The sequence below is a fragment of the Erwinia billingiae Eb661 genome, assembly GCF_000196615.1.
In the GTDB taxonomy this organism is placed as follows: Bacteria; Pseudomonadota; Gammaproteobacteria; order Enterobacterales; family Enterobacteriaceae; genus Erwinia; species Erwinia billingiae.
The window spans coordinates 649,176-666,998 of record NC_014306.1 but is presented as its reverse complement, the minus strand read 5'-3'; the positions used below and the strand labels follow the sequence as shown (position 1 = coordinate 666,998).

General features: G+C 53.1%; 17 protein-coding genes, 1 tRNA gene and 2 pseudogenes. 10 read left to right on the top strand and 10 right to left on the bottom strand.

The window, feature by feature from the left end; all coding sequences use genetic code 11:
* Positions 1-132 precede the first annotated feature (132 nt).
* Both EBC_RS04420 and EBC_RS04415 read left to right on the top strand, forming a co-directional pair.
* Positions 133-561, top strand: a complete 429-nt coding sequence (locus EBC_RS04420; protein WP_041692202.1) for a DUF2946 domain-containing protein — start codon at positions 133-135, stop codon at positions 559-561.
* Positions 562-643: 82 nt separating this feature from the next.
* Entirely contained in the window at positions 644-2,158 is a 1,515-nt protein-coding gene (locus tag EBC_RS04415) for a PepSY-associated TM helix domain-containing protein (protein WP_013200601.1), read from the top strand.
* A gap of 45 nt (positions 2,159-2,203) precedes the next feature.
* On the opposite strand, the gene EBC_RS04410 is transcribed toward EBC_RS04415, so the two are convergent.
* The 3 genes from EBC_RS04410 to EBC_RS04400 are packed head-to-tail and all read right to left on the bottom strand — an operon-like array spanning position 2,204 to position 5,678.
* A complete protein-coding gene (locus EBC_RS04410) occupies positions 2,204-3,178 on the bottom strand; it encodes a nucleoside hydrolase (protein WP_013200600.1) in 975 nt (324 codons plus the stop codon).
* Positions 3,179-3,188: 10 nt separating this feature from the next.
* On the bottom strand, positions 3,189-4,226 hold the full coding sequence (locus tag EBC_RS04405; RefSeq protein WP_013200599.1) for a LacI family DNA-binding transcriptional regulator: 1,038 nt from the start codon (positions 4,224-4,226) through the stop codon (positions 3,189-3,191).
* A gap of 57 nt (positions 4,227-4,283) precedes the next feature.
* On the bottom strand, positions 4,284-5,678 hold the full coding sequence (locus EBC_RS04400; RefSeq protein WP_013200598.1) for an MFS transporter: 1,395 nt from the start codon (positions 5,676-5,678) through the stop codon (positions 4,284-4,286).
* A 594-nt stretch (positions 5,679-6,272) separates the two neighbouring features.
* On the opposite strand from EBC_RS04400, the gene EBC_RS04395 reads away from it, so the two are divergent.
* Positions 6,273-6,842 carry a histidine phosphatase family protein gene (locus EBC_RS04395; RefSeq protein ID WP_013200597.1) on the top strand — a complete coding sequence of 190 codons (570 nt, stop codon included), beginning with the start codon at positions 6,273-6,275 and terminating at the stop codon, positions 6,840-6,842.
* Here the strand turns inward: EBC_RS04395 and EBC_RS04390 are convergent.
* On the bottom strand, positions 6,820-7,731 hold the full coding sequence (locus EBC_RS04390) for a LysR family transcriptional regulator (protein ID WP_013200596.1): 912 nt from the start codon (positions 7,729-7,731) through the stop codon (positions 6,820-6,822). The genes EBC_RS04395 and EBC_RS04390 overlap by 23 nt on opposite strands.
* Before the next feature lie 92 nt (positions 7,732-7,823).
* Between EBC_RS04390 and EBC_RS04385 the strand changes: the two genes are divergently transcribed.
* Together EBC_RS04385 and EBC_RS04380 are read left to right on the top strand one after the other, a co-directional pair.
* Complete coding sequence (locus EBC_RS04385) at positions 7,824-8,639, top strand: SDR family oxidoreductase (RefSeq protein WP_013200595.1); 816 nt, start codon at positions 7,824-7,826, stop codon at positions 8,637-8,639.
* A gap of 124 nt (positions 8,640-8,763) precedes the next feature.
* On the top strand, positions 8,764-9,498 hold the full coding sequence (locus EBC_RS04380) for an SDR family oxidoreductase (protein ID WP_013200594.1): 735 nt from the start codon (positions 8,764-8,766) through the stop codon (positions 9,496-9,498).
* A gap of 41 nt (positions 9,499-9,539) precedes the next feature.
* Here EBC_RS04380 and EBC_RS04375 read toward each other — a convergent pair whose 3' ends face one another.
* Both EBC_RS04375 and EBC_RS04370 read right to left on the bottom strand, forming a co-directional pair.
* The gene (locus tag EBC_RS04375; protein WP_013200593.1) at positions 9,540-10,475 is read right to left on the bottom strand and encodes an AraC family transcriptional regulator; all 936 of its coding nucleotides are present in this window, start codon (positions 10,473-10,475) and stop codon (positions 9,540-9,542) included.
* Positions 10,468-11,067 carry a TetR/AcrR family transcriptional regulator gene (locus EBC_RS04370; protein ID WP_013200592.1) on the bottom strand — a complete coding sequence of 200 codons (600 nt, stop codon included), beginning with the start codon at positions 11,065-11,067 and terminating at the stop codon, positions 10,468-10,470. The genes EBC_RS04375 and EBC_RS04370 overlap by 8 nt, the downstream gene beginning before the upstream one ends.
* 304 nt (positions 11,068-11,371) lie before the next feature.
* On the opposite strand from EBC_RS04370, the gene EBC_RS04365 reads away from it, so the two are divergent.
* Positions 11,372-12,169, top strand: a complete 798-nt coding sequence (locus EBC_RS04365) for an SDR family NAD(P)-dependent oxidoreductase (RefSeq protein WP_013200591.1) — start codon at positions 11,372-11,374, stop codon at positions 12,167-12,169.
* Positions 12,170-12,363: 194 nt separating this feature from the next.
* Positions 12,364-12,440, top strand: a tRNA-Ile gene (locus tag EBC_RS04360).
* 191 nt (positions 12,441-12,631) lie between these two features.
* Here the strand turns inward: EBC_RS04360 and EBC_RS04355 are convergent.
* The 4 genes and pseudogenes from EBC_RS04355 to EBC_RS04340 all read right to left on the bottom strand — a co-directional run bounded on the left by EBC_RS04355 (position 12,632) and on the right by EBC_RS04340 (position 15,917).
* A pseudogene (locus EBC_RS04355) lies at positions 12,632-13,194 on the bottom strand (phage baseplate assembly protein V).
* 42 nt (positions 13,195-13,236) lie between these two features.
* Entirely contained in the window at positions 13,237-13,911 is a 675-nt protein-coding gene (locus tag EBC_RS04350; RefSeq protein WP_157868003.1) for an MAE_28990/MAE_18760 family HEPN-like nuclease, read from the bottom strand.
* A 1-nt stretch (position 13,912) separates the two neighbouring features.
* Complete coding sequence (locus EBC_RS04345) at positions 13,913-14,998, bottom strand: DUF262 domain-containing protein (protein ID WP_013200590.1); 1,086 nt, start codon at positions 14,996-14,998, stop codon at positions 13,913-13,915.
* A gap of 452 nt (positions 14,999-15,450) precedes the next feature.
* Positions 15,451-15,917 (bottom strand): annotated as a pseudogene (locus EBC_RS04340) (phage tail protein).
* A gap of 589 nt (positions 15,918-16,506) precedes the next feature.
* On the opposite strand from EBC_RS04340, the gene EBC_RS04335 reads away from it, so the two are divergent.
* From EBC_RS04335 to EBC_RS04330, 3 genes are read left to right on the top strand one after another with little or no spacing between them, the layout of a single operon-like run.
* Positions 16,507-16,998 carry an Hcp family type VI secretion system effector gene (locus EBC_RS04335; protein ID WP_013200588.1) on the top strand — a complete coding sequence of 164 codons (492 nt, stop codon included), beginning with the start codon at positions 16,507-16,509 and terminating at the stop codon, positions 16,996-16,998.
* 10 nt (positions 16,999-17,008) lie between these two features.
* A complete protein-coding gene (locus EBC_RS24980) occupies positions 17,009-17,401 on the top strand; it encodes a polymorphic toxin type 44 domain-containing protein (protein ID WP_071822136.1) in 393 nt (130 codons plus the stop codon).
* Positions 17,379-17,804 carry a hypothetical protein gene (locus tag EBC_RS04330; protein ID WP_041691884.1) on the top strand — a complete coding sequence of 142 codons (426 nt, stop codon included), beginning with the start codon at positions 17,379-17,381 and terminating at the stop codon, positions 17,802-17,804. Before EBC_RS24980 ends, EBC_RS04330 begins: the two co-directional genes overlap by 23 nt.
* The last annotated feature ends 19 nt before the right edge of the window (positions 17,805-17,823 follow it).

The following is a 17,823-nucleotide window of genomic DNA, read 5'->3' as shown; positions in this document are numbered from 1 at the left end:
TTCATTACCCGCCTGATAGTTAGCCGAGGTAAGGTGCTGCCGCGATGTTAATGCTTCGGCGCTAATTGTTTATTTGCTACACTCCCGCCGTGGATTTTTGACCAGGATGTTCAAGGCTTGTCGCTGATTCAGATGCACCGTTCGCCCAACCGCTTTGCGGCCTGGCTGGCGGTGGTGGCCATTTTGCTGCTGTTTATTGCTCCGGTGATTTCCAAATCCCTGGTGAGTGATGCTGCGCGTGATTCGATGATGATGCCGGGAATGGCCATGGATCATGACATGGCGATGGATGATGAGATGCCGATGGACGGCATGAACATGGCCACGATGTCGCCGCTTGAACATGCCCGCATGATGCAGCACCATCCGATGTCGATGATGGATGACAGCGCCTGTGGCTACTGCGTGTTACTGGCGCACCTGCCGTTAGATTTGACCAACTTCCCGGTGCTGTGGTCTTCACTTCAGGCCGCCAGGCTTCCCGATTCACCGCCGTTCCGCCCTGCTGTGGCACGGTTTATTCCGCAGTTTTTCCATCCGCGCGCCCCACCCACTTACTGAGCCGGTTAAACACTAAAAATATCCTGTCGTTATAGCGGCAGGCACCTGCTCATGCCTGGAAACAGGCGGATGGAAAAATATCATGTCAGAAAAAATCCTGGCGCAGTCTGCACGCGCCGAACAATCGCGCAGCGCCCTGCTGCCATTACTGCGTCGTCTGCATTTCTATATCGGGCTGTTTATCGGTCCGTTTATCTTCGTCGCAGCCTTCACCGGCACGCTGTACGTGATGACGCCGCAGCTGGAAAACGCGCTCTACTCACATCAGCTGTTCACCGACAGCCGGGGGCCGGAACGCTCTCTTGCCGATCAGGTTCGGGTCGCTGAGTCGTTTATTGGCCCACAGGCGAAAATCACCGCCCTGCGCCCGGCGCCCGCTGCCGGGGAAACCACGCGAGTGATGTTCACCACGCCAGACGGCGGCAGTGCCACCACCGCGGTATTCGTCGATCCTCAGACCTTAGAAGTACGCGGCATGCTGAACGTTTACGGCACCAGCGGCGTGCTGCCGCTGCGCACCTGGCTGGATTATCTGCATCAGAATCTGCTGTTGGGCGACGTTGGCCGGAACTACAGCGAGCTGGCCGCCAGTTGGTTATGGGTGGCATCATTAGGCGGACTGCTGTTGTGGGCCACCAGCCGGGCGCCGGGCCGGATCAAAAAAGGCCGCCGTTCTCGCGGACAAAGCCTGCTGCGAAGCCGCTACTGGCACAGCACGCTGGGCGTGGCGCTGCTGCTGGGTTTGATCTTCTTCTCGGCCACCGGCCTGACCTGGTCGCGCTGGGCGGGCGACAATATTTCGTCGATGCGTGCCCACTTTGGCTGGCTGACGCCTGCGGTGAATACCGCGCTGACGCCAAACGCGGAAGCGGCCGATGACAGCATGCCGGGTATGATCATGCCTGCTGATGCACATGCCGATCAGGCGATGTCAGGGATGAACATGCCTGCCGATGAGCACGCCGGACACGCTATGCCTGCCGATGAACATGCTGAACACATACAGTCAGGCATAAAGAAGCCGGACAATCCGGCGGCGTCGGTCAGCATCTCACCGGAGCAGTTTGATGCGGTGGTGCATACCGCCCGCGCGGCGGGGATTTCAGCCGGCAAGATTGAAATCCGTCCCACCACCCGCGCCGATAAGGCCTGGACCGTCAGCGAGATTGACCGCCGTTGGCCAACCCAGGTCGACAGCGTGTCGGTCGATCCGCGCAGCTATGCCCTGCTGGATAAGGTGGAGTTTGCGCAATTTGGCCTGCTGGCCAAACTCACGCGCTGGGGCGTCGATGCCCATATGGGGGTGTTGTTTGGCCTGCCGAACCAGCTGATTCTGGCGGCTTTTGCGCTGGGATTATGCGTAATGATTGTGATGGGATATCGCTTATGGTGGCTGCGCCGTCCGGCCGCCGGGCAAGGCCCGCATCCGGCAGAAACGCTGATTTATCACTGGCGACAGCTGTCGCTTAGCGGCCGTTTTGCGGTGTCGGTGGTTACCGTGGCGTTGGCGTTGAGCCTGCCGTTGATGGGCATCAGTCTGGTGGTGATGCTGGTGATTGATGCCATTCGCTGGCAGCGTGCGGTGAAGGTCGCCTGAGTCAAATGAACTGGCTCCCCGTCTTCCGCGACGGGGAGCACAGCCTTAAGCCAGCGCTTTTTCCAGCATCGAGAGCAGCAGGCGGTTATCCACCGTTTGCAGTACGTGAACCAGTCCCGCCGTTGAAGGCTCAATCGCCACGTCGACCCGCAATGGCGGGCGATAGCGCCATGATTTCCCGCGCGTCTGTCCCGGCCGCAACTCCACATTGACGTAGTAATCCGCGGCCTTGGCAACCTGTTGATTCAGCAGCCAGGCCACCACCAGCGCATCGTGGATCCAGCAGCCCGGCAGATTGCGGGTTTGTATCGAGTAATCCATCCACGGCCTGAGCGTTTCGGTGACAAAGCGCGCCAGCGGCGTGTTCAGTCGGGCAATCCGGTCCAGATCGCTGTGCGTCATCAGCGTCTGGGTGGTGACGTCCATCGGCACTAAGGTGATGTTCGCACCGCTGTTCAGCACCTTGTGCGCGGCTTCAGGATCGAGGCCGAAATTGGTGTCCTTGATATAGTCATCCAGCGCAAACACGCCGCCCATAATGGCGATCTCCTGCACCGCTTCCACCATCTCCGGATAGCGTTCCATCGCCAGCGCCACGTTGGTTAACGGCCCAATCGCCACCAGGGTAATCTCGCCGGGATTGGCACAAATCAGCCGGGCGATAGCATCGGCCGCGTCCTCTTCCGGTGCCACAAAGGCCTCCGGCTGACGAACGCCCTGCCACAAATGCGCCAGTTTGTTGCCATGCACCCGATTGTCCAGCGCGTCACGCCACGGCTGTGGCGGTTCGGCCAGTGCCTGGGTCGCCCCTTTCAACACCGGAATAGTCAGGCCTAAATTTTCAATCAAATCTTTCGCTACGTTGAATCCCTGCTCGCACGGCGTGTTGCCGGCGACCGTGGTAATCAACTCGAGCGAGATATTGGGTGACCCCAGCGCAAGCGCTATGGCCAGACCATCATCAACGTTGGCACCGACGATGCCGTTTCCTGGGTCACAATCAATAATCAATCTTTTCATTTTTTTATTATCATTTTTGTGCGGCGTTGCGGCTGTCGTTAAAGCAACAGCCACAGGATTCGCCTATTTCCAGCTGGTGCGCAAACTCACTCAGCTGTGCCTCGCCTTCCGGGGCTGTCAGCATTGCGATGGCCCTTTTTGCCATTTCCCCTACCGGCTGTCGCACGGTGGTTAATGAAGGGACATGAAACGCTGATTGGTCCGTTCCGTTAAAACAGACCAGAGCAACCTGCTCTGGCACCGTAATGTTGTGTTCCGACAGCGCCCGAATACAGCCAATGGCCTGTGCTTCGTTGCTGGCAAACAGCGCGCGAGGTAACGCGTCGTTTTTTAGCATTTGCTGTCCGGCCTCATAACCGCCTTCGCGGGTATAGGTCGTTGGGAATATCCACTCTGGCCGTTCGGTAATGCCAAAGTCGGCCAGCGCCTGACGCCAGCCCGCAAGACGATCCTGGGTGTTAAAACGCTCCAGCGGACCGCAGATAATGCCGATTTCCTGGTAGCCGTGGCTCAACAGATGCGAGGTCACCTGACGGGCAGCCTCGCGCTCGTCCACGCGCAGAATATTCACTTTCAGGCTGGGATCGACCCGGTCCAGCATCACCAGCGGCGTGCCGGTGGCCTGAATCACATCGATATAAGGGTGGCGATCGACGCTGTTATAAAACAGTCCATCGACCTGACGGCTCAGCAGATTGTTGATCAGCTCTAGCTCGCGCTGACGGCTGTCACCTGCATCGCCCAACAGCATCACCATGCCGTTGCTCAACGCTTCCTGCTGCAACGCATGGGCAAATGACGCGATAAACGCGTTGGAAATATTGGGCACCACCAGTCCGTAGGTTTTCGTGGTACCCGACGCCAGAGCACGGGCCACGCTGTTGGGCCGGTATCCGGTTTTCTTGATGGCCTCAAGCACGCGAAGCCGCGTTGCTTCCGCAACCGGCCTCGGACCATTGTTCATCACATAGCTCACCACGGCGACCGAGGTGCCCGCTTCTTTGGCGACATCGCTGCGGGTGGCACGATTTACGGTGCTTTTTACCAAATTATTGCCTTTTCCAGAGGCAAACCGCCGAGCGATCGACGGTTCGCCTGGGTCCCGTCAGATCGCGTCATCCGGGTCATTTAAGTCTCGCCCACGGGTTTCCGGGGCAACAAACGTGGTCAGGAAGCCAATGGCCGCCATCGCCGCAAAGTAAGTGGCGATCGGCCACCAGTGGCCAGTCCATGACAACAGCGCAGCAGCAACCAGAGGAGCTGTTCCGCCAGAGAGAATCGATCCCAGCTCTTTCGCCGTCGCCATTTTAGTGTAGCGGTGATGCACGCCGAACATCTCAACGCCCCACGCCGCCTGCACACCAAAAATACCGAGTGACGCCAGACCCATACCGACAACGATAGTCGAGATCACAATCACTGGCTCACGAGAATCCAGCAACATAAAGGCCGGGAAGGCATAAAGGATCAGTAAAAGGCAGAACCAACGGTAGGTAATGCGGCGGCCAAAGCGGTCAGAAAGCCAGCCAGCGAAAGGAATGATCAGGAAGCCGAGCAGAGAGGCAAGGAACACGGCGGTGGTGGCAACCGACTTATCGACAGCCAGCACTTTCACCACGTAGCCGATGATAAAACCCTGAGCCAGATACGAAGGGCCGTTCTCACCGATACGCAGGCCAACCATCACAAAGAACGAACGGCTGCGTTTCCAGAAGCTGCGGGTATCGACCGGCAACGGCTGAGCAACGCGTGAGCTTTCACGCTGCGCCAGCAGTTCCGCTTTCTTGCGTTCAAATACCGGGGTTTCTTTCAGATGACGGCGGATCCACAGCGCCACCAGCGCAATCAGCGAGCTACAGAGGAACGGGATACGCCATCCCCAATCCTGCAGCTGCTGTTGATCCATCTGCACCACCGCCAGCCACACCAGCGAGGCCACCAGCGTGCCGCTGTTGGATCCCAGCGCAATGATCGAGGAGACCAGGCCGCGTTTTTCTGCCGGGGCATATTCACCCAGCATCACCGTGCCGCCAGACAGCTCGGCGCCAGCACCAAAGCCCTGACTGAAGCGCAACACCACCAGACAGGCCGGTGCCCACAGGCCAATAGACGCATAGCTCGGGATAACGCCGATCAATGTGGTCGACGCGCCCATCAGAATGATGGTCGACACCATCACCACTTTGCGGCCTTTACGATCGCCAAGCCAGCCGAAGAACAGTGCACCAATCGGTCGGGCAATAAAGCCAACGGACCAGGTGGCAAAGGTCGCCAGCAGCGCCATGGTTGGGGTGGATTCGGGGAAGAAGACGTCGCCAAAGATAATACCGGCGGCCAGACCATAGAGGGCGAAGTCCGCATATTCCATCGCGGTGCCAAGCCAACAGGAGAAGGTGGCGCGCCAAAAATCTTTACGGCCTTCTGGGGTAGTCAGGCGTTCATCTGCCGCAGAGGATGCGGAACGTGAAGCCTCATGCTGAGTGCTTTGAGGAGTGGACATGAAAGTTCCCTGAAATACAGAGTGCTAATTTGCCTTCCCTGGCGTGTCCTGAGAGTCAGGAAAAATTCGCAAGTTAGGACGCTCTTTTGCTGAGCCATGGTTAAGGTCAGAACAGGTTCCCTGGTGTTGGGAGAGTTATATTCGTTTCCCGGTCGTCGGTTTTAAGTAACCAATCGCATCCATACGGTGAAACAAAGTGACCTTCACTGGGCAGATAAGCATCATGCGTCGCGAATTTTTACTACGAGGGCTATTGTATCTACGCGCGTAGATTTTGCAATAGATCTGCGCAAATAAATTAGTGTCACTTCACATTTGGAAAGCGCAACTCCAGATAAAAGCGATAAAATACATTAACTTGAATTAATAACTTAATTTATCGCTCTGATATTGCACTACAATACACCGAATAAACTGTACTAAAGTTCAGTTTTCACTCACGTCTGACTGGCTCAGTCGTGGGCATTCTAAACGGCAGATTATTGCAGTCAGATGAATCCTCGCCCATTGCCGGGCAAATCTTAAAATCAGCCCGCTTATTTGTCTTAACCTGAACGTCAGCTTACTCTTGAAAAAAACACCTGAGGGAAGGTAATGACCATAATTCTGATGCGTCACGGTAAGCCGGACCATACGGTGGGCGGCCGCTTACCGGCGCTGGCGATGACAGAGTGGTGTGAAGCCTATGATATGTCGAACGTGCAGGATGGTCCGCCGGATAAGAGTATTCGGGTGGCGGCGATGGCCGACTACGTGGTGACCAGTCCCCTTCCCCGCGAGCGCTCGTCACTGCAAAAGCTGGGGCTGGAACCGGCCTGCATCGATGCGGTATTCAGCGAAGTGTCCCTGCCTACCATGCGCCTTGCCTATCCCCACCTTCCTCCATCGCTGTGGCTTTCGTTACTGCGCCTGATGTGGCTGTGCGGCTATGCCGGATCGGTCGAATCCTTCCAGCAGGCGGAACTGCGCGCCAGTCAGGCCGCTAACCGACTGATTTCCCTGTCGGAGCATGGCAACGTGCTGCTGCTGGGCCACGGCATCATGAATAAAATGATCGCCCGCCATCTGCGTAAAGAGGGCTGGCTGGCGGAGAAACATGCCAGCAGCCGGCACTGGAGCGCCGCCATTTATCATCCGCCGGTTATTCCGCCGGGAATGCTGTAACGGGCGACTTCAGCACCTCGATAAAGGCGCTTAACACCGCAGGCACATGGCGATGGCCAGGATAGTAAAGCGCCAGCCCCGGCGAAGGCGGACTCCACTCTTCCAGCACGATTTGCAGCTTGCCGCTCTGAAGCCACGGCTCCGCCACGCTGCTCGGGACATAGGCGATACCCAACCCCTGCGCCGCTGATTCGACCATCAGTTCCAGATGATCCAGCATCAGCGTGCCTTTCACCTCTATATGCCGCTCCACGCCACGACGCGAGAACTCCCAGCGATAGAGCTTGCCGCTGGGTAAGCGGAAGCGAATACATTGATGGGTTAACAGATCGTCGGGCGTGGCGGGTTCGCCGCTTTTCGCGACATAAGCGGGCGAGGCCACGGCAATAAAGCGCAGATCGCCGCCAAACGGCACCGCCACCATATCTTGCGGCACATCCTCCAGCAGCCGCACGCCGGCATCAAACTGCTCGCTGACGATATCGATCAACCGCCCTTCGGTCACCACATCCAGCGAAATGGCCGGATAGCGCTGCAAAAACAGCGGCACAACCCGCTGCAACAGCTGACGGGCAGCGCTCTCACTGGCATTGATCCGCAAGGTGCCGGTCGGCTGCTGGCGAAATGCCTCCACCGAACTGAGCGCACTCTCCAGCCCTTGCAGCACCGGCTTCAACTGGTTAAGCAACTGCTCGCCGGCTTCGGTGGTCGAGACGCTGCGGGTGGTGCGGTGCAGCAACCGCACCGCCATTTTCTCTTCCAGCGCGCGCAGCATATGGCTGAGGGTGGACGGCGATAATCCCAGCTCGTCGGCCGCCTGACGAAAGCTGCGGCGGGTGGCGACCAGCACAAAGGCCTGCAGCGCGGAGAGATCGGGTTTGCTATTCATGGGTCATTTTCACCAACTCATGCATGATTGGACGGATAGTAGCATCAATTCCAGCGGCGTAAGGTTACCTGACACTCAACAGGAGAAACCCCATGTCTAAAACCTGGTTTATTACCGGCACCTCATCTGGCTTCGGCCTGGAAATGACTGAACGCCTGCTGGAACGCGGCGACCGCGTGGCGGCCACCTTGCGCAAACCCGCCGTGCTACAGGCGTTGAAAGCGCGTTATGGCGAGCAGCTGTGGCTGGCGCAGCTGGATGTGACCGACGCCGAAAGCGTGCGCATGGTCGTCGATCGGGCCTTTGCGGAATTAGGCCGCATTGATGTGGTAGTCAGCAACGCGGGCTACGGTCTGGGCGGCGCCGCCGAAGAGCTGGCGGATGCGCAGATTGAACGCCTGCTGGACACCAATGTGCTCGGCTCGATCCAGCTGATCTGCGCGGCCTTACCGCATCTGCGCCAGCAAGGCGGTGGCCGCATCCTGCAGCTCTCTTCGATGGGCGGGCAGATTACCTTCCCGGGACTGAGCCTCTATCACACCAGCAAATTTGCGATGGAAGGCTTTGTCGAAACGGTGGCGCAGGAAGTGGCGGCATTCAATATTGAATTCACGCTGGTTGAGCCAGGCACCGCCCAGACGGGGTTTACCCAGGGAATGGAGATGGCAGAACCGCTTGCGGCTTACGATCGGAGCCCGATGCGGCAGCTGATGGAGAACTGGCCAACCGTCGGCGAGGCGAAAAAGATGGTGCGCGAAATGATTGCCTCCGTCGATCGCTCCCCTGCACCACGCCGACTGACGCTGGGAAGCGATGCATACACGCTGGTTCATGCCGCATTGACCGAACGACTGGCGGCGCTGGAAGCGCAGAAAGAGATCGCCTTTTCGACCGATGTGGGCCGCTGATCGGCATTTCAGAGGAACAGGCAAGCTTGAGAGAGGCCCGGATATTCGCAGCCAGGGGATAAGGCTTTACCCTGAACTTCGCTGACGGACAAGCCGTTCAGCAAGCCCTGGTAAGGAGAGTCCTGTGTCTGAACTGAACAATAAAATCGTGGCGATCACCGGTGCCAGCAGTGGTATTGGCGAAGCCACCGCCCGACTGCTGGCGGCCAAAGGCGCGCGTGTTTTGCTTGGCGCGCGCCGTACCGATCGTCTGGCGACGGTGGTTGCAGAGATCCGTGCCGCTGGCGGCGAAGCGCATTTCACCTCGCTTGACGTCACCAACCTCAGCGAGATGGAGCGCTTTATCGCCGAAGCACAACAGCATTTTGGCGGACTGGATGTGCTGATTAACAACGCTGGCGTGATGCCGCTATCGCCGCTTTCGGCCCGTAAAGTGGACGAGTGGGATCGCATGATTGACGTCAATATCCGTGGCGTTCTCTACGGCATTGCAGCCGCACAACCGCTGATGGAACAGCAGCAGCACGGCCATATCATCAACATTTCGTCGATTGGTGGACTGAGCGTCTCGCCAACGGCGGCGGTGTATTGTGCCACCAAGTTCGCGGTGCGGGCCTTATCGGATGGGCTGCGTCAGGAGACGGATAAACTGCGGGTGACGGTGATTTCACCGGGCGTGGTGACGTCGGAACTTGCAGACAGCATCAGCGATGACTCGGCGCGCGAAGCGATGAAAGCCTTCCGGCGGGTAGCGCTGGAACCGGATGCCATCGCGCGTGCCGTGGTGTATGCCATTGAGCAACCGGCGGACGTGGATGTCAGCGAGATCGTGGTGCGTCCCACCGCCAGCCCCTACTGATCCGCTTCAAGCTCGCCGTAACGGGCGGGCTTTTTTTAGGCTTAACCCGCCATCTCAATGGCCGGTTCCAGACGCAGGATTTCTTTCATATACAGCGCTTCCTGCACCGGACTGCGACCAAAGAAGCGCTTAAACTCGCGGCTGAACTGCGAAGGACTTTCGTAACCCACTTCCGCAGAAGCCGTGGCCGCAGACATTCCGCCACGCACCATCAACAGTCGGGCCTGATGCAGTCGGGTGGATTTCAGGTACTGAATGGGTGAGCTTTGGGTCACCGTTTTGAAATGGGCATGGAAAGTAGCCACGCTCATGCCCACTTCGCTTGCCAGATCGGCCACCTCAAAATGTTCGCTATAACGGTTTTGCAGGATGTGTAATGCCCGCGCAATCTGCGCAAAATACCCCTGCTGCGCCAGCGCCGCACGTAACGTGCCGCCCTGATCGCCGACCAGCACCCGGTAGTAAATCTCCCGCACGATCCCCGCGCCCAGCACCTGGCTTTCCTGCGGCGAACTCAGCACCTCCAGCAGACGGATGACGCTGTCACCCAACGCCTCATCCAGCGGCGAAGAGAGCATGCTGACTGCGTCATGACGGCGGGGAACCGGCAATTTTAAGGTCAGCAGCAAATCGGCCAGCACCGTAAAATCCAGCCTGAGCGCCACCGCCAGCATCGGCTCATCCGCACTGGCGTCGGTCTGGCTGATAAACGGCAGCGGTACCGCGACCACCAGAAAATGCTGAGCATCGTAAATATAGACGTTATCCCCCAAATAACCGCGCTTGCAGCCCTGGCAGACGATGACAATCGAGGGTTCATACAGCACCGGCGTATGGTCCAGCGGCCGGTCGGAACGCAGCAGGCGCACATCATCCAGCGCGGAGCGGGTATAGCCGTTATTGGGGGCCAGCCGGGTAATCAGCGCCGCCATTTTCTTGCGCCGTTGCTCGGTTTTCAACGCCTGATGTTCAGCCATGCGCATCACCGTTCAGGCCCAGCCTAAGCTTGAGCTGGCTGCGGGAATCCGCCAGCAACTGCTCAGCCACCGCGTCATCCTGAATCGCTCGCGCCATCGCCATCGCGCCAATCAACTCGGCCTGCGCCGAGGAGGCCAGAGACTGCGGCTGTGCATGCCCCATCGCCTGTAGCGAACGGGCAATCAGCGCCTGCATTTCCTGAATGCCCAGCGTAAAGCGTGCCCGCGCCTCGTCCGGCAAACGGCTGGCTTCCCCCGCCAGCGAAGGCATCGGGCAATTGTGCTCCGGTGCGTTGCGGGCTTCAGGGGAAAGGTAGAGATCGATCAGGCGAGTCAGCCGCGCAGCGCCTTCCGGCAGCGGCGACAAGGCATTCAGCCGTTCGCCGGTTTCGTTAAACATCCGGTCGATAACGTTCGCCACCAGATCATCACGCGAGGTGAAGTGCGCATAAAACCCGCCGTGCGTCAGCCCAACGCGCTTCATCAGCGCCGCCACACCGATGCCCTCAGTGCCCACGACGCGCATGATGGCGGCCGCTTCGTCCAGGATTCGCTGACGGGTGCGTTCTTTATGGGGGATGACTTCTGACATGGGGCCTCCGGGACGGGATCGGTAATCGGCTTGCGCTGAATTGTGCGGCTGAACGCGTGAGCCAGATACAGGCAGTTTAGCTCAGCGCTTAACAGGATATGACTATCATAATAATTATTATGACCATCATATTCAATGTGGCGTTGGGCGGTGAGCGCCTATCTTGATGAAAGCGCTAGATAAAATTTTTTGGATGGATGAAGCACGGGATAAAGCGGCATTTTGGGTCTATTGACAGCAAATATGATGACCATCATATTAAGCCTCAACACCAAATGATAACCATCATATTCAGGAGAGCATCATGACCCATTCGAACGCATCTAAAGGCACAGCAGCGATCACCGGCGCATCGGCAGGGATTGGTGCTTTTTACGCACAACGCCTGGCGCAGCGCGGCTATGACCTGTTGCTGATTGCACGCGACAAAACGAAACTTGAGGCGCTGGCCGCAAAACTTTCCTCAGATTACGGCGTGAAAGCCGAGGTGCTGGCCGCCGATCTGATCGATCAACAGGATCTGGCGCGCGTCGAACAACGGCTGAGCAGCGATGCCAACATCACGCTGCTGGTGAATAACGCAGGCATGACCGTCGCCGGCGACTTCCTGGATAACGACATCGACAGCGTACAGCGGATGATCATCCTTAACGTGCTCGCCCCTACCCGACTGGCGCATGCGGCGGCCAACGCCTTTAAGGACCGCAAACAGGGCACGATTATCAACATCGCGTCGGTGCTTTCGCTGGTGCATGAAATGTCTAACGGCGTGTATAACGGCACCAAATCCTTCGTGCTGAACTTCAGCCGTTCGCTGGAAGCGTCGCTGCAACCTCACGGCGTACGTGTGCAGGCCGTGTTACCAGGGTTAACCCGCACCGAAATCTTCGAACGCTCCGGCCGTTCCACCGATGAGTTGCCGGCGCATATGCTGATGGAAGTCGACACCATGGTGGATGCGGCACTGGCCGGGCTGGATTTAGGCGAGAGCGTGACCATCCCATCGCTGGAGAAATATGAAAACTGGGAAGCCTACGATGCCGCCCGCGCCGCGCTGCTGCCGGATTTATCGCTGAGCCAGTCTGCATCTCGCTATCGCTAAGGGATGCTGGGTGCGGGGAACGAGTACCCTGAATGGGGATAGCTGTGGCTTAGTGACGTAGCGAAAACCGTTGTCGGGACAAGGTTAAGGGGCGAAGAGGTTGTTATTCCACCCGTTTTCCTGGTTGGAAATTAGCCAACCGGATGATAACTGCTGGATTGCACCACCGAGTTACATTATAATCCTGCGCCTCAGGCCCCATAGCTCAGTTGGTTAGAGCACGCGACTCATAATCGCTTGGTCACTGGTTCAAGTCCAGTTGGGGCCACCAAATTTTCCCTGTTAATTCAGGATATTAAGCCACCTTTTAGAGGGTGGCTTTTTTGTTGGTGTGATATAAGTGGCAGCAAAATGGCAGCAGAGATTTACTGGTAATTAAGAACTTGGCTTAGCGGGTTGATTTGTGAGGGATCATATCGGTAATAGCTTCGCCGGTGTCCCGGCTCCTGGCCAGATACATCATCAGCACGGCCCTCCGGTATTTGCGCTACCTTTCTGAGCTCCATCATGTGTGCGCACGTCCGCCACGATGCCGTAGGAAGACATCGAGCCGCCTTGCGTCACGCCACCATTGATGACAACCTCACTCTTAATTTGCGTCTGGTCAGTAGTGACTATGAACGCGCCTGTTCTTAGCTCTTTGCAGCCCGAAGCTTCAATCAGCACGCTCTTAATGCCTTTTATCAACCAGCGCCTGGTGGCAGGTTCATACCCAAGCCAGTCGCCGTCTGGGTACTCCGCCACGCTGCCGTCTTCTTATTTTGAAGGTGGTGGGAAAGCATCGTAATAAACGGCGGCCAGCCCGAAGGCGGTTTCCAGATACTCAGGAGCACTACCCGCTCACCTCGTGAAGGTTTCCACCAGGTGCAGGATTACCTGCGCGTAATTTCAGCCAGTTAATCCAGTTGGTTTCAGGGTCGCCCGTTATCACCCGGAACAGCTATTTATCCTTATCCACTTCCGAGACTGCCCCGGGGCAGTTCAGAGGTCATAAGGCACATGATTTCGGTGAGTTTAGTGTTCATGTCTTAATGATTAAATAAAAAACACAAACACTAAAGATGTGGCTATTGTGTGTTAGACGGTTCAACTTTCTGATGAGAAACAAGAAGATAACTTTTCAAAGCCACTATATTTTCTATATCATCCTTATACATTCTTAATAAATTAGAAACTTTATCGGCCAATTGGTCAAAAACCTTTTCATCAATCATCAACTTTTGACCATGAGCAATATCATTCCTAGCATTAACAATGTTCTCATCTATGTAAGGGTAGTAATCTTTATAAGGTGTAGTGTCGATCCCGATTGATTTTGCGATATTGTCAAATACTGTCGAACTCAAGTTTGATTGAGTGTCAACGTAGTTCTCATGTTTTATTTCCGCAACTGAACTTTGACGCACAAAAAGAGCATTCAAAAATGTTATACAGGCATCAACACTTTTTGTTTCAGAAAAAGAGTGAATCTCTTTTTTCATTGCATGAGTAACATAAACTAATTGAAGGTCGGAAATCAAAATCTTTTGATAATTTAGATAATTGAGAAAAAGCTCTGTAGCTATTTTGATAAAACCCTCCCAGTGGCAATATGTTATTGCCACACCCGAACGTAAAATCGTATCTTTTAAGCTACCATTTTTAGCTTTAGCTTCGACTCTCAAGTGAGAGATTTCCTTTGTTCGCCATGATAGCTCATTAGATAATTCTCTAACTAATTTATCAACCGTTCTAATTTCCATTTCAGCGCATCCAAACTTCCGCATTTGGAAGGGTATTTACTAGCCTTGTTGGCCCACTTACACCAGCACGAGCATACTTTGTAAAACCGTCATTACTCCATAGCTCTTTTATTTTTTCGACTAAATAACCATCATCTACACTTTCTAATACGTCGATATTTTTAGAAACACCGTGAGTTATAACTTCATAAGCCGAAATCAAAAAACCTCTTGAAAAAACTTGACCATCAAATTTCTTAAAAGCGTCAGTACCTACTTTTCTAGCCAAAAGATCAAAAGTTCGCTTAAATATTGCAGATTCTCTTTCTATGTTGTAATCCGGATCGCTTGCGATAGCTCTTGATATAGTATTTAGCCATTCATTAATATCAGTACTTTTGTCGAATGGGGAATACCTATAAGCTAAAAACCTTAGAGTTAACTCCAATGGCTTTTGTTCTGAAATCGACTTCTCAGTTTGCAAAGTTATTTGCTTAAACTCAGGGTGCTCACTTAACAGTGTGAATAAGTCGAACAATTCTTTATTTAACATTATCATGACACAATTCCTAACCTCTTGTTCAGTTAGAATTGAGCCGCCTGTATTCAAACGTTCAAATAGTTCATATTTTGTCTTTTCATCACTCTCTTTTTTTAATATTTCCACTCTTAAACGTGAGCGTTCAAAGTCCAATTTAACAGCGAGTGGCATTGTCTTTCTCGCGTCGTCATTATCACTCCAACTCATCCCGTCTAAAGATGGTAAAAGGTGGGTGCCGGAAGGTATAAATGCAGGAGCTATAGTATCATCTTTCTTCAAACACCCTACAAATTCAAAGATAGTTGATAGCCTCTGCAGGCCATCGATTACTTCCCATCGTCCATTCTCATCGGTAAAAACAAATATAGGTGGCAGTGGAATACCTAAGAGAATTGACTCTATAAAACGTGTCTTTTGTGACTCATCCCATCGAAATAATCTTTGATAAACGGGGTTTATAATTAGTTCATCTCTTTCATATATTCTTGTCAATTCACCAATTGACATATCAAAACTATCTTTAACTATCTCTCTTTTAGCTTCTTTAAGCTCGACTTGAATTTCCACGACTGACCTCAAAATTTATTTGTAAAGGGTAGTATAATGTAGCATGAGGTATCTGATATGATCCACCACCCCGGAACTAAAACCTAAAAGTCTGCGTTCGGAGTACTTGACTAACTTTCCTCGTTTTTTCACCATTTATCTCAAACCGTAATGATGGTTCCGAGCTATCTGAAAAACATCTTTTGTTGAAAAAATTTCTGCCTGATCTTTTTTAACATTCATTTCATGGTATTTTGCTGTTTTGAGTTTCACAAACATTTTACGCTTTATGCACCCCCGATTTTGCCCGGGCAGTCACGCGCCTAAGTTCTCATGTACTACCGTCGGGTGCACGCTGTGACGTCATGTTTGTATGATGAATGCTTCGGACATTGCGCACCACTTCTAGCTACATCTTTTTCCGGGACGCATGTTCCAGTTGCAACAGTAACTCGGTCAGTCAGACATCCACTTCATTCAGTTCTGCCATACTTCACCGTCCAGTATTCCTCCGGTAAGTCCGGTTCCAGCACCGCTTCAATACTGGCCTTACTGCAATCAACGGTTGCTCTCAGGAGTTCGGTCACCTTTAGATACCTGCTGATGTCGCCGCGGTCATTAGCCAGAATATCTACCGCAAACGAAATCAGCTTTACGCGCGTCTCCCTGTTCTGCAGCGGGTCGGACTGATTTTCCCGCAGCCACAAGAGCACTGGGCCATCAGCAGGTTCTGGTCACTGGTGAAGTCGGTGATCACCACATTCAGCGTCTAGCGTTATCCCCACGACATGGACGCAGCAAACATTGCAACCAGCTGACCGCTGTCTACGAACAAGGGCAAGTGGTCCGGGTTGTCAGCCACGTAAGGGATGGACTTATTCAGAGCGCTAAGTAAAGTAAGGGCTGCTACTTGTTCATAATCTTTTTCCTGACAGCTGATGATGGTATCGACCTTACAGGCATACGCTGCCCAGCGTCCTCCATTTCATCCTTCAGAGCCAGAAGAACTGCAAATAAACACAGTATAATTTCTGGAGATTTATGATTTTTTTATCACTGAGTGAGGTGAGTACTTTAACCGAAGTTATTTCAAAAAAATATTGAGGGTCAATAGGTTAAGAGAAAAGCGTGCCTTGCACTTATCGGGAAAACTAGAGCTACCGAACTTAAATATGATGTCGCACGAGTATTAAGACTTAAACTAGCCGATAAAGTGACTTTCATTTTTAGCGAGAAATTCTTGAAATTAAAAATGATGGTGAAATTATTTAATTCATTTTAAGAGTAAGTTAAAACAATAACTTCAACCATCCAAAAATATTTGTTATGGAAGAATTTTTTATAACACAATTAACATTAATTTAATTTATATACAAATCTGAACAAAACAAAATAACCACTAACGAACTTGGTATCACGGTGCCTACAAACATTTTAATAGCTCAGCGCATTTAACTTGATTCAAGTCAATTAACATAAAGTTTTTCGAGGGTAGCTTCAGGAGAATTGTTTATAAAAGGAGTTTTTAAATGGCAATTCCAGCTTACTTATGGCTGAAAGACGATGGTGGCGCAGACATTAAAGGCTCTGTGGACGTACGTTACAGGGAAGGAAGTATTGAGATAAATGCTTTTACTCATCGTGTTTATACCCCTACGGATAATAACACAGGGAAAATCACTGGAAATCGCATACATGGCGCTTTTATCCTCGAAAAAGAATTTGATAGTTCATCTACCTATCTGTACAAAGCGGTAGCTTCAGGCCAAACATTAAAATCTGCTGAATTGAAGTGGTACAAAATCAATGATGCTGGGCAAGAAGCAGAATACTTCAATATGCTACTTGAAAATGTGAAAGTAGTTTCAGTTTCCCCGATTATGCATGACTGTAAAGATCCGGCCGCACAACATCAAAACCATATTGAAAACATTGAATTAAGATACGAAAAAATCACATGGAAACATTGTGATGGCAATTTGATTTTTTCCGATTCATGGAATGAACGTAAAACGGCTTAGGGACATGCTGATGGCTATAATACCTATCATGCCCCCGGGGGGCTTTAGTCTAATTTATCGTAATATCATGGAAGCCAAAAGTCGTGGTTCAAGTCGAAATATGGCAACACCATCAACTTACTACTGGTTCTATCTCAAAGTAAGAAACCGTGGGCCATGGGATTACAAGCAAAGAAACAGAGCTTGGGCTGACTTTGGAAATTTCAATTATGGTGCGACTGGTTATACCGCCGGTATTCCTGCCGAGATATTGTTAATGGGAGCAGGGTTTGCGCAAAGTCGGGCGGGAACAACCAAGCCTGAATGGGGAGACTGGCACGGCCAATCCCCCCATGGAGATGATCCTCTGGATCAGCGATGGATAATTCAAGGAATAGATTATGTCACCCAGCACGGTTATTAAATGGACGCACCGAATCCTGACGCTTCTCCTATTGCTATTAGTCCTTGGCTATTTCGCCTATCAGCGCACAATGGGCCCGCCTTATGACGATGCATTGCTATCAGCGAAACAGATCGGCCCGGACAGCTGGCTTTATATTACGGAGTATCAGGGCGGCGCGACGGTGTCAGATGTCTACCGTTACTACCTTTCAGCGGAATTAAAAACCGAGCCGCTAAAAGCACTCGGCCATATTGCCCCCTTCCTGACGGCGGATACCGCGGATGCCAAGGTCAACAAATGGGGAAACCGGGTCAGTATCAACCTCAGCGGCAAGGTCTACCAGTTCACCAGCTCGGTCTTTTACACCTCAGACGGCATTGCGATGACGCCATCAATTGATTTCACCTCCCGCACCCCATAAAAAAAGGCAGCCCCACATG

Coding starts and splice junctions, on each gene's coding strand:
- EBC_RS04420 (WP_041692202.1), top strand. CDS start 133: ATGCACCGTTCGCCCAACCGCTTTGCGGCCTGGCTGGCGGTGGTGGCC.
- EBC_RS04415 (WP_013200601.1), top strand. CDS start 644: ATGTCAGAAAAAATCCTGGCGCAGTCTGCACGCGCCGAACAATCGCGC.
- EBC_RS04410 (WP_013200600.1), bottom strand. CDS start 3,178: ATGAAAAGATTGATTATTGATTGTGACCCAGGAAACGGCATCGTCGGT.
- EBC_RS04400 (WP_013200598.1), bottom strand. CDS start 5,678: ATGTCCACTCCTCAAAGCACTCAGCATGAGGCTTCACGTTCCGCATCC.
- EBC_RS04395 (WP_013200597.1), top strand. CDS start 6,273: ATGACCATAATTCTGATGCGTCACGGTAAGCCGGACCATACGGTGGGC.
- EBC_RS04390 (WP_013200596.1), bottom strand. CDS start 7,731: ATGAATAGCAAACCCGATCTCTCCGCGCTGCAGGCCTTTGTGCTGGTC.
- EBC_RS04385 (WP_013200595.1), top strand. CDS start 7,824: ATGTCTAAAACCTGGTTTATTACCGGCACCTCATCTGGCTTCGGCCTG.
- EBC_RS04375 (WP_013200593.1), bottom strand. CDS start 10,475: ATGGCTGAACATCAGGCGTTGAAAACCGAGCAACGGCGCAAGAAAATG.
- EBC_RS04370 (WP_013200592.1), bottom strand. CDS start 11,067: ATGTCAGAAGTCATCCCCCATAAAGAACGCACCCGTCAGCGAATCCTG.
- EBC_RS04365 (WP_013200591.1), top strand. CDS start 11,372: ATGACCCATTCGAACGCATCTAAAGGCACAGCAGCGATCACCGGCGCA.
- EBC_RS04350 (WP_157868003.1), bottom strand. CDS start 13,911: ATGGAAATTAGAACGGTTGATAAATTAGTTAGAGAATTATCTAATGAG.
- EBC_RS04335 (WP_013200588.1), top strand. CDS start 16,507: ATGGCAATTCCAGCTTACTTATGGCTGAAAGACGATGGTGGCGCAGAC.
- EBC_RS24980 (WP_071822136.1), top strand. CDS start 17,009: ATGGCTATAATACCTATCATGCCCCCGGGGGGCTTTAGTCTAATTTAT.
- EBC_RS04330 (WP_041691884.1), top strand. CDS start 17,379: ATGTCACCCAGCACGGTTATTAAATGGACGCACCGAATCCTGACGCTT.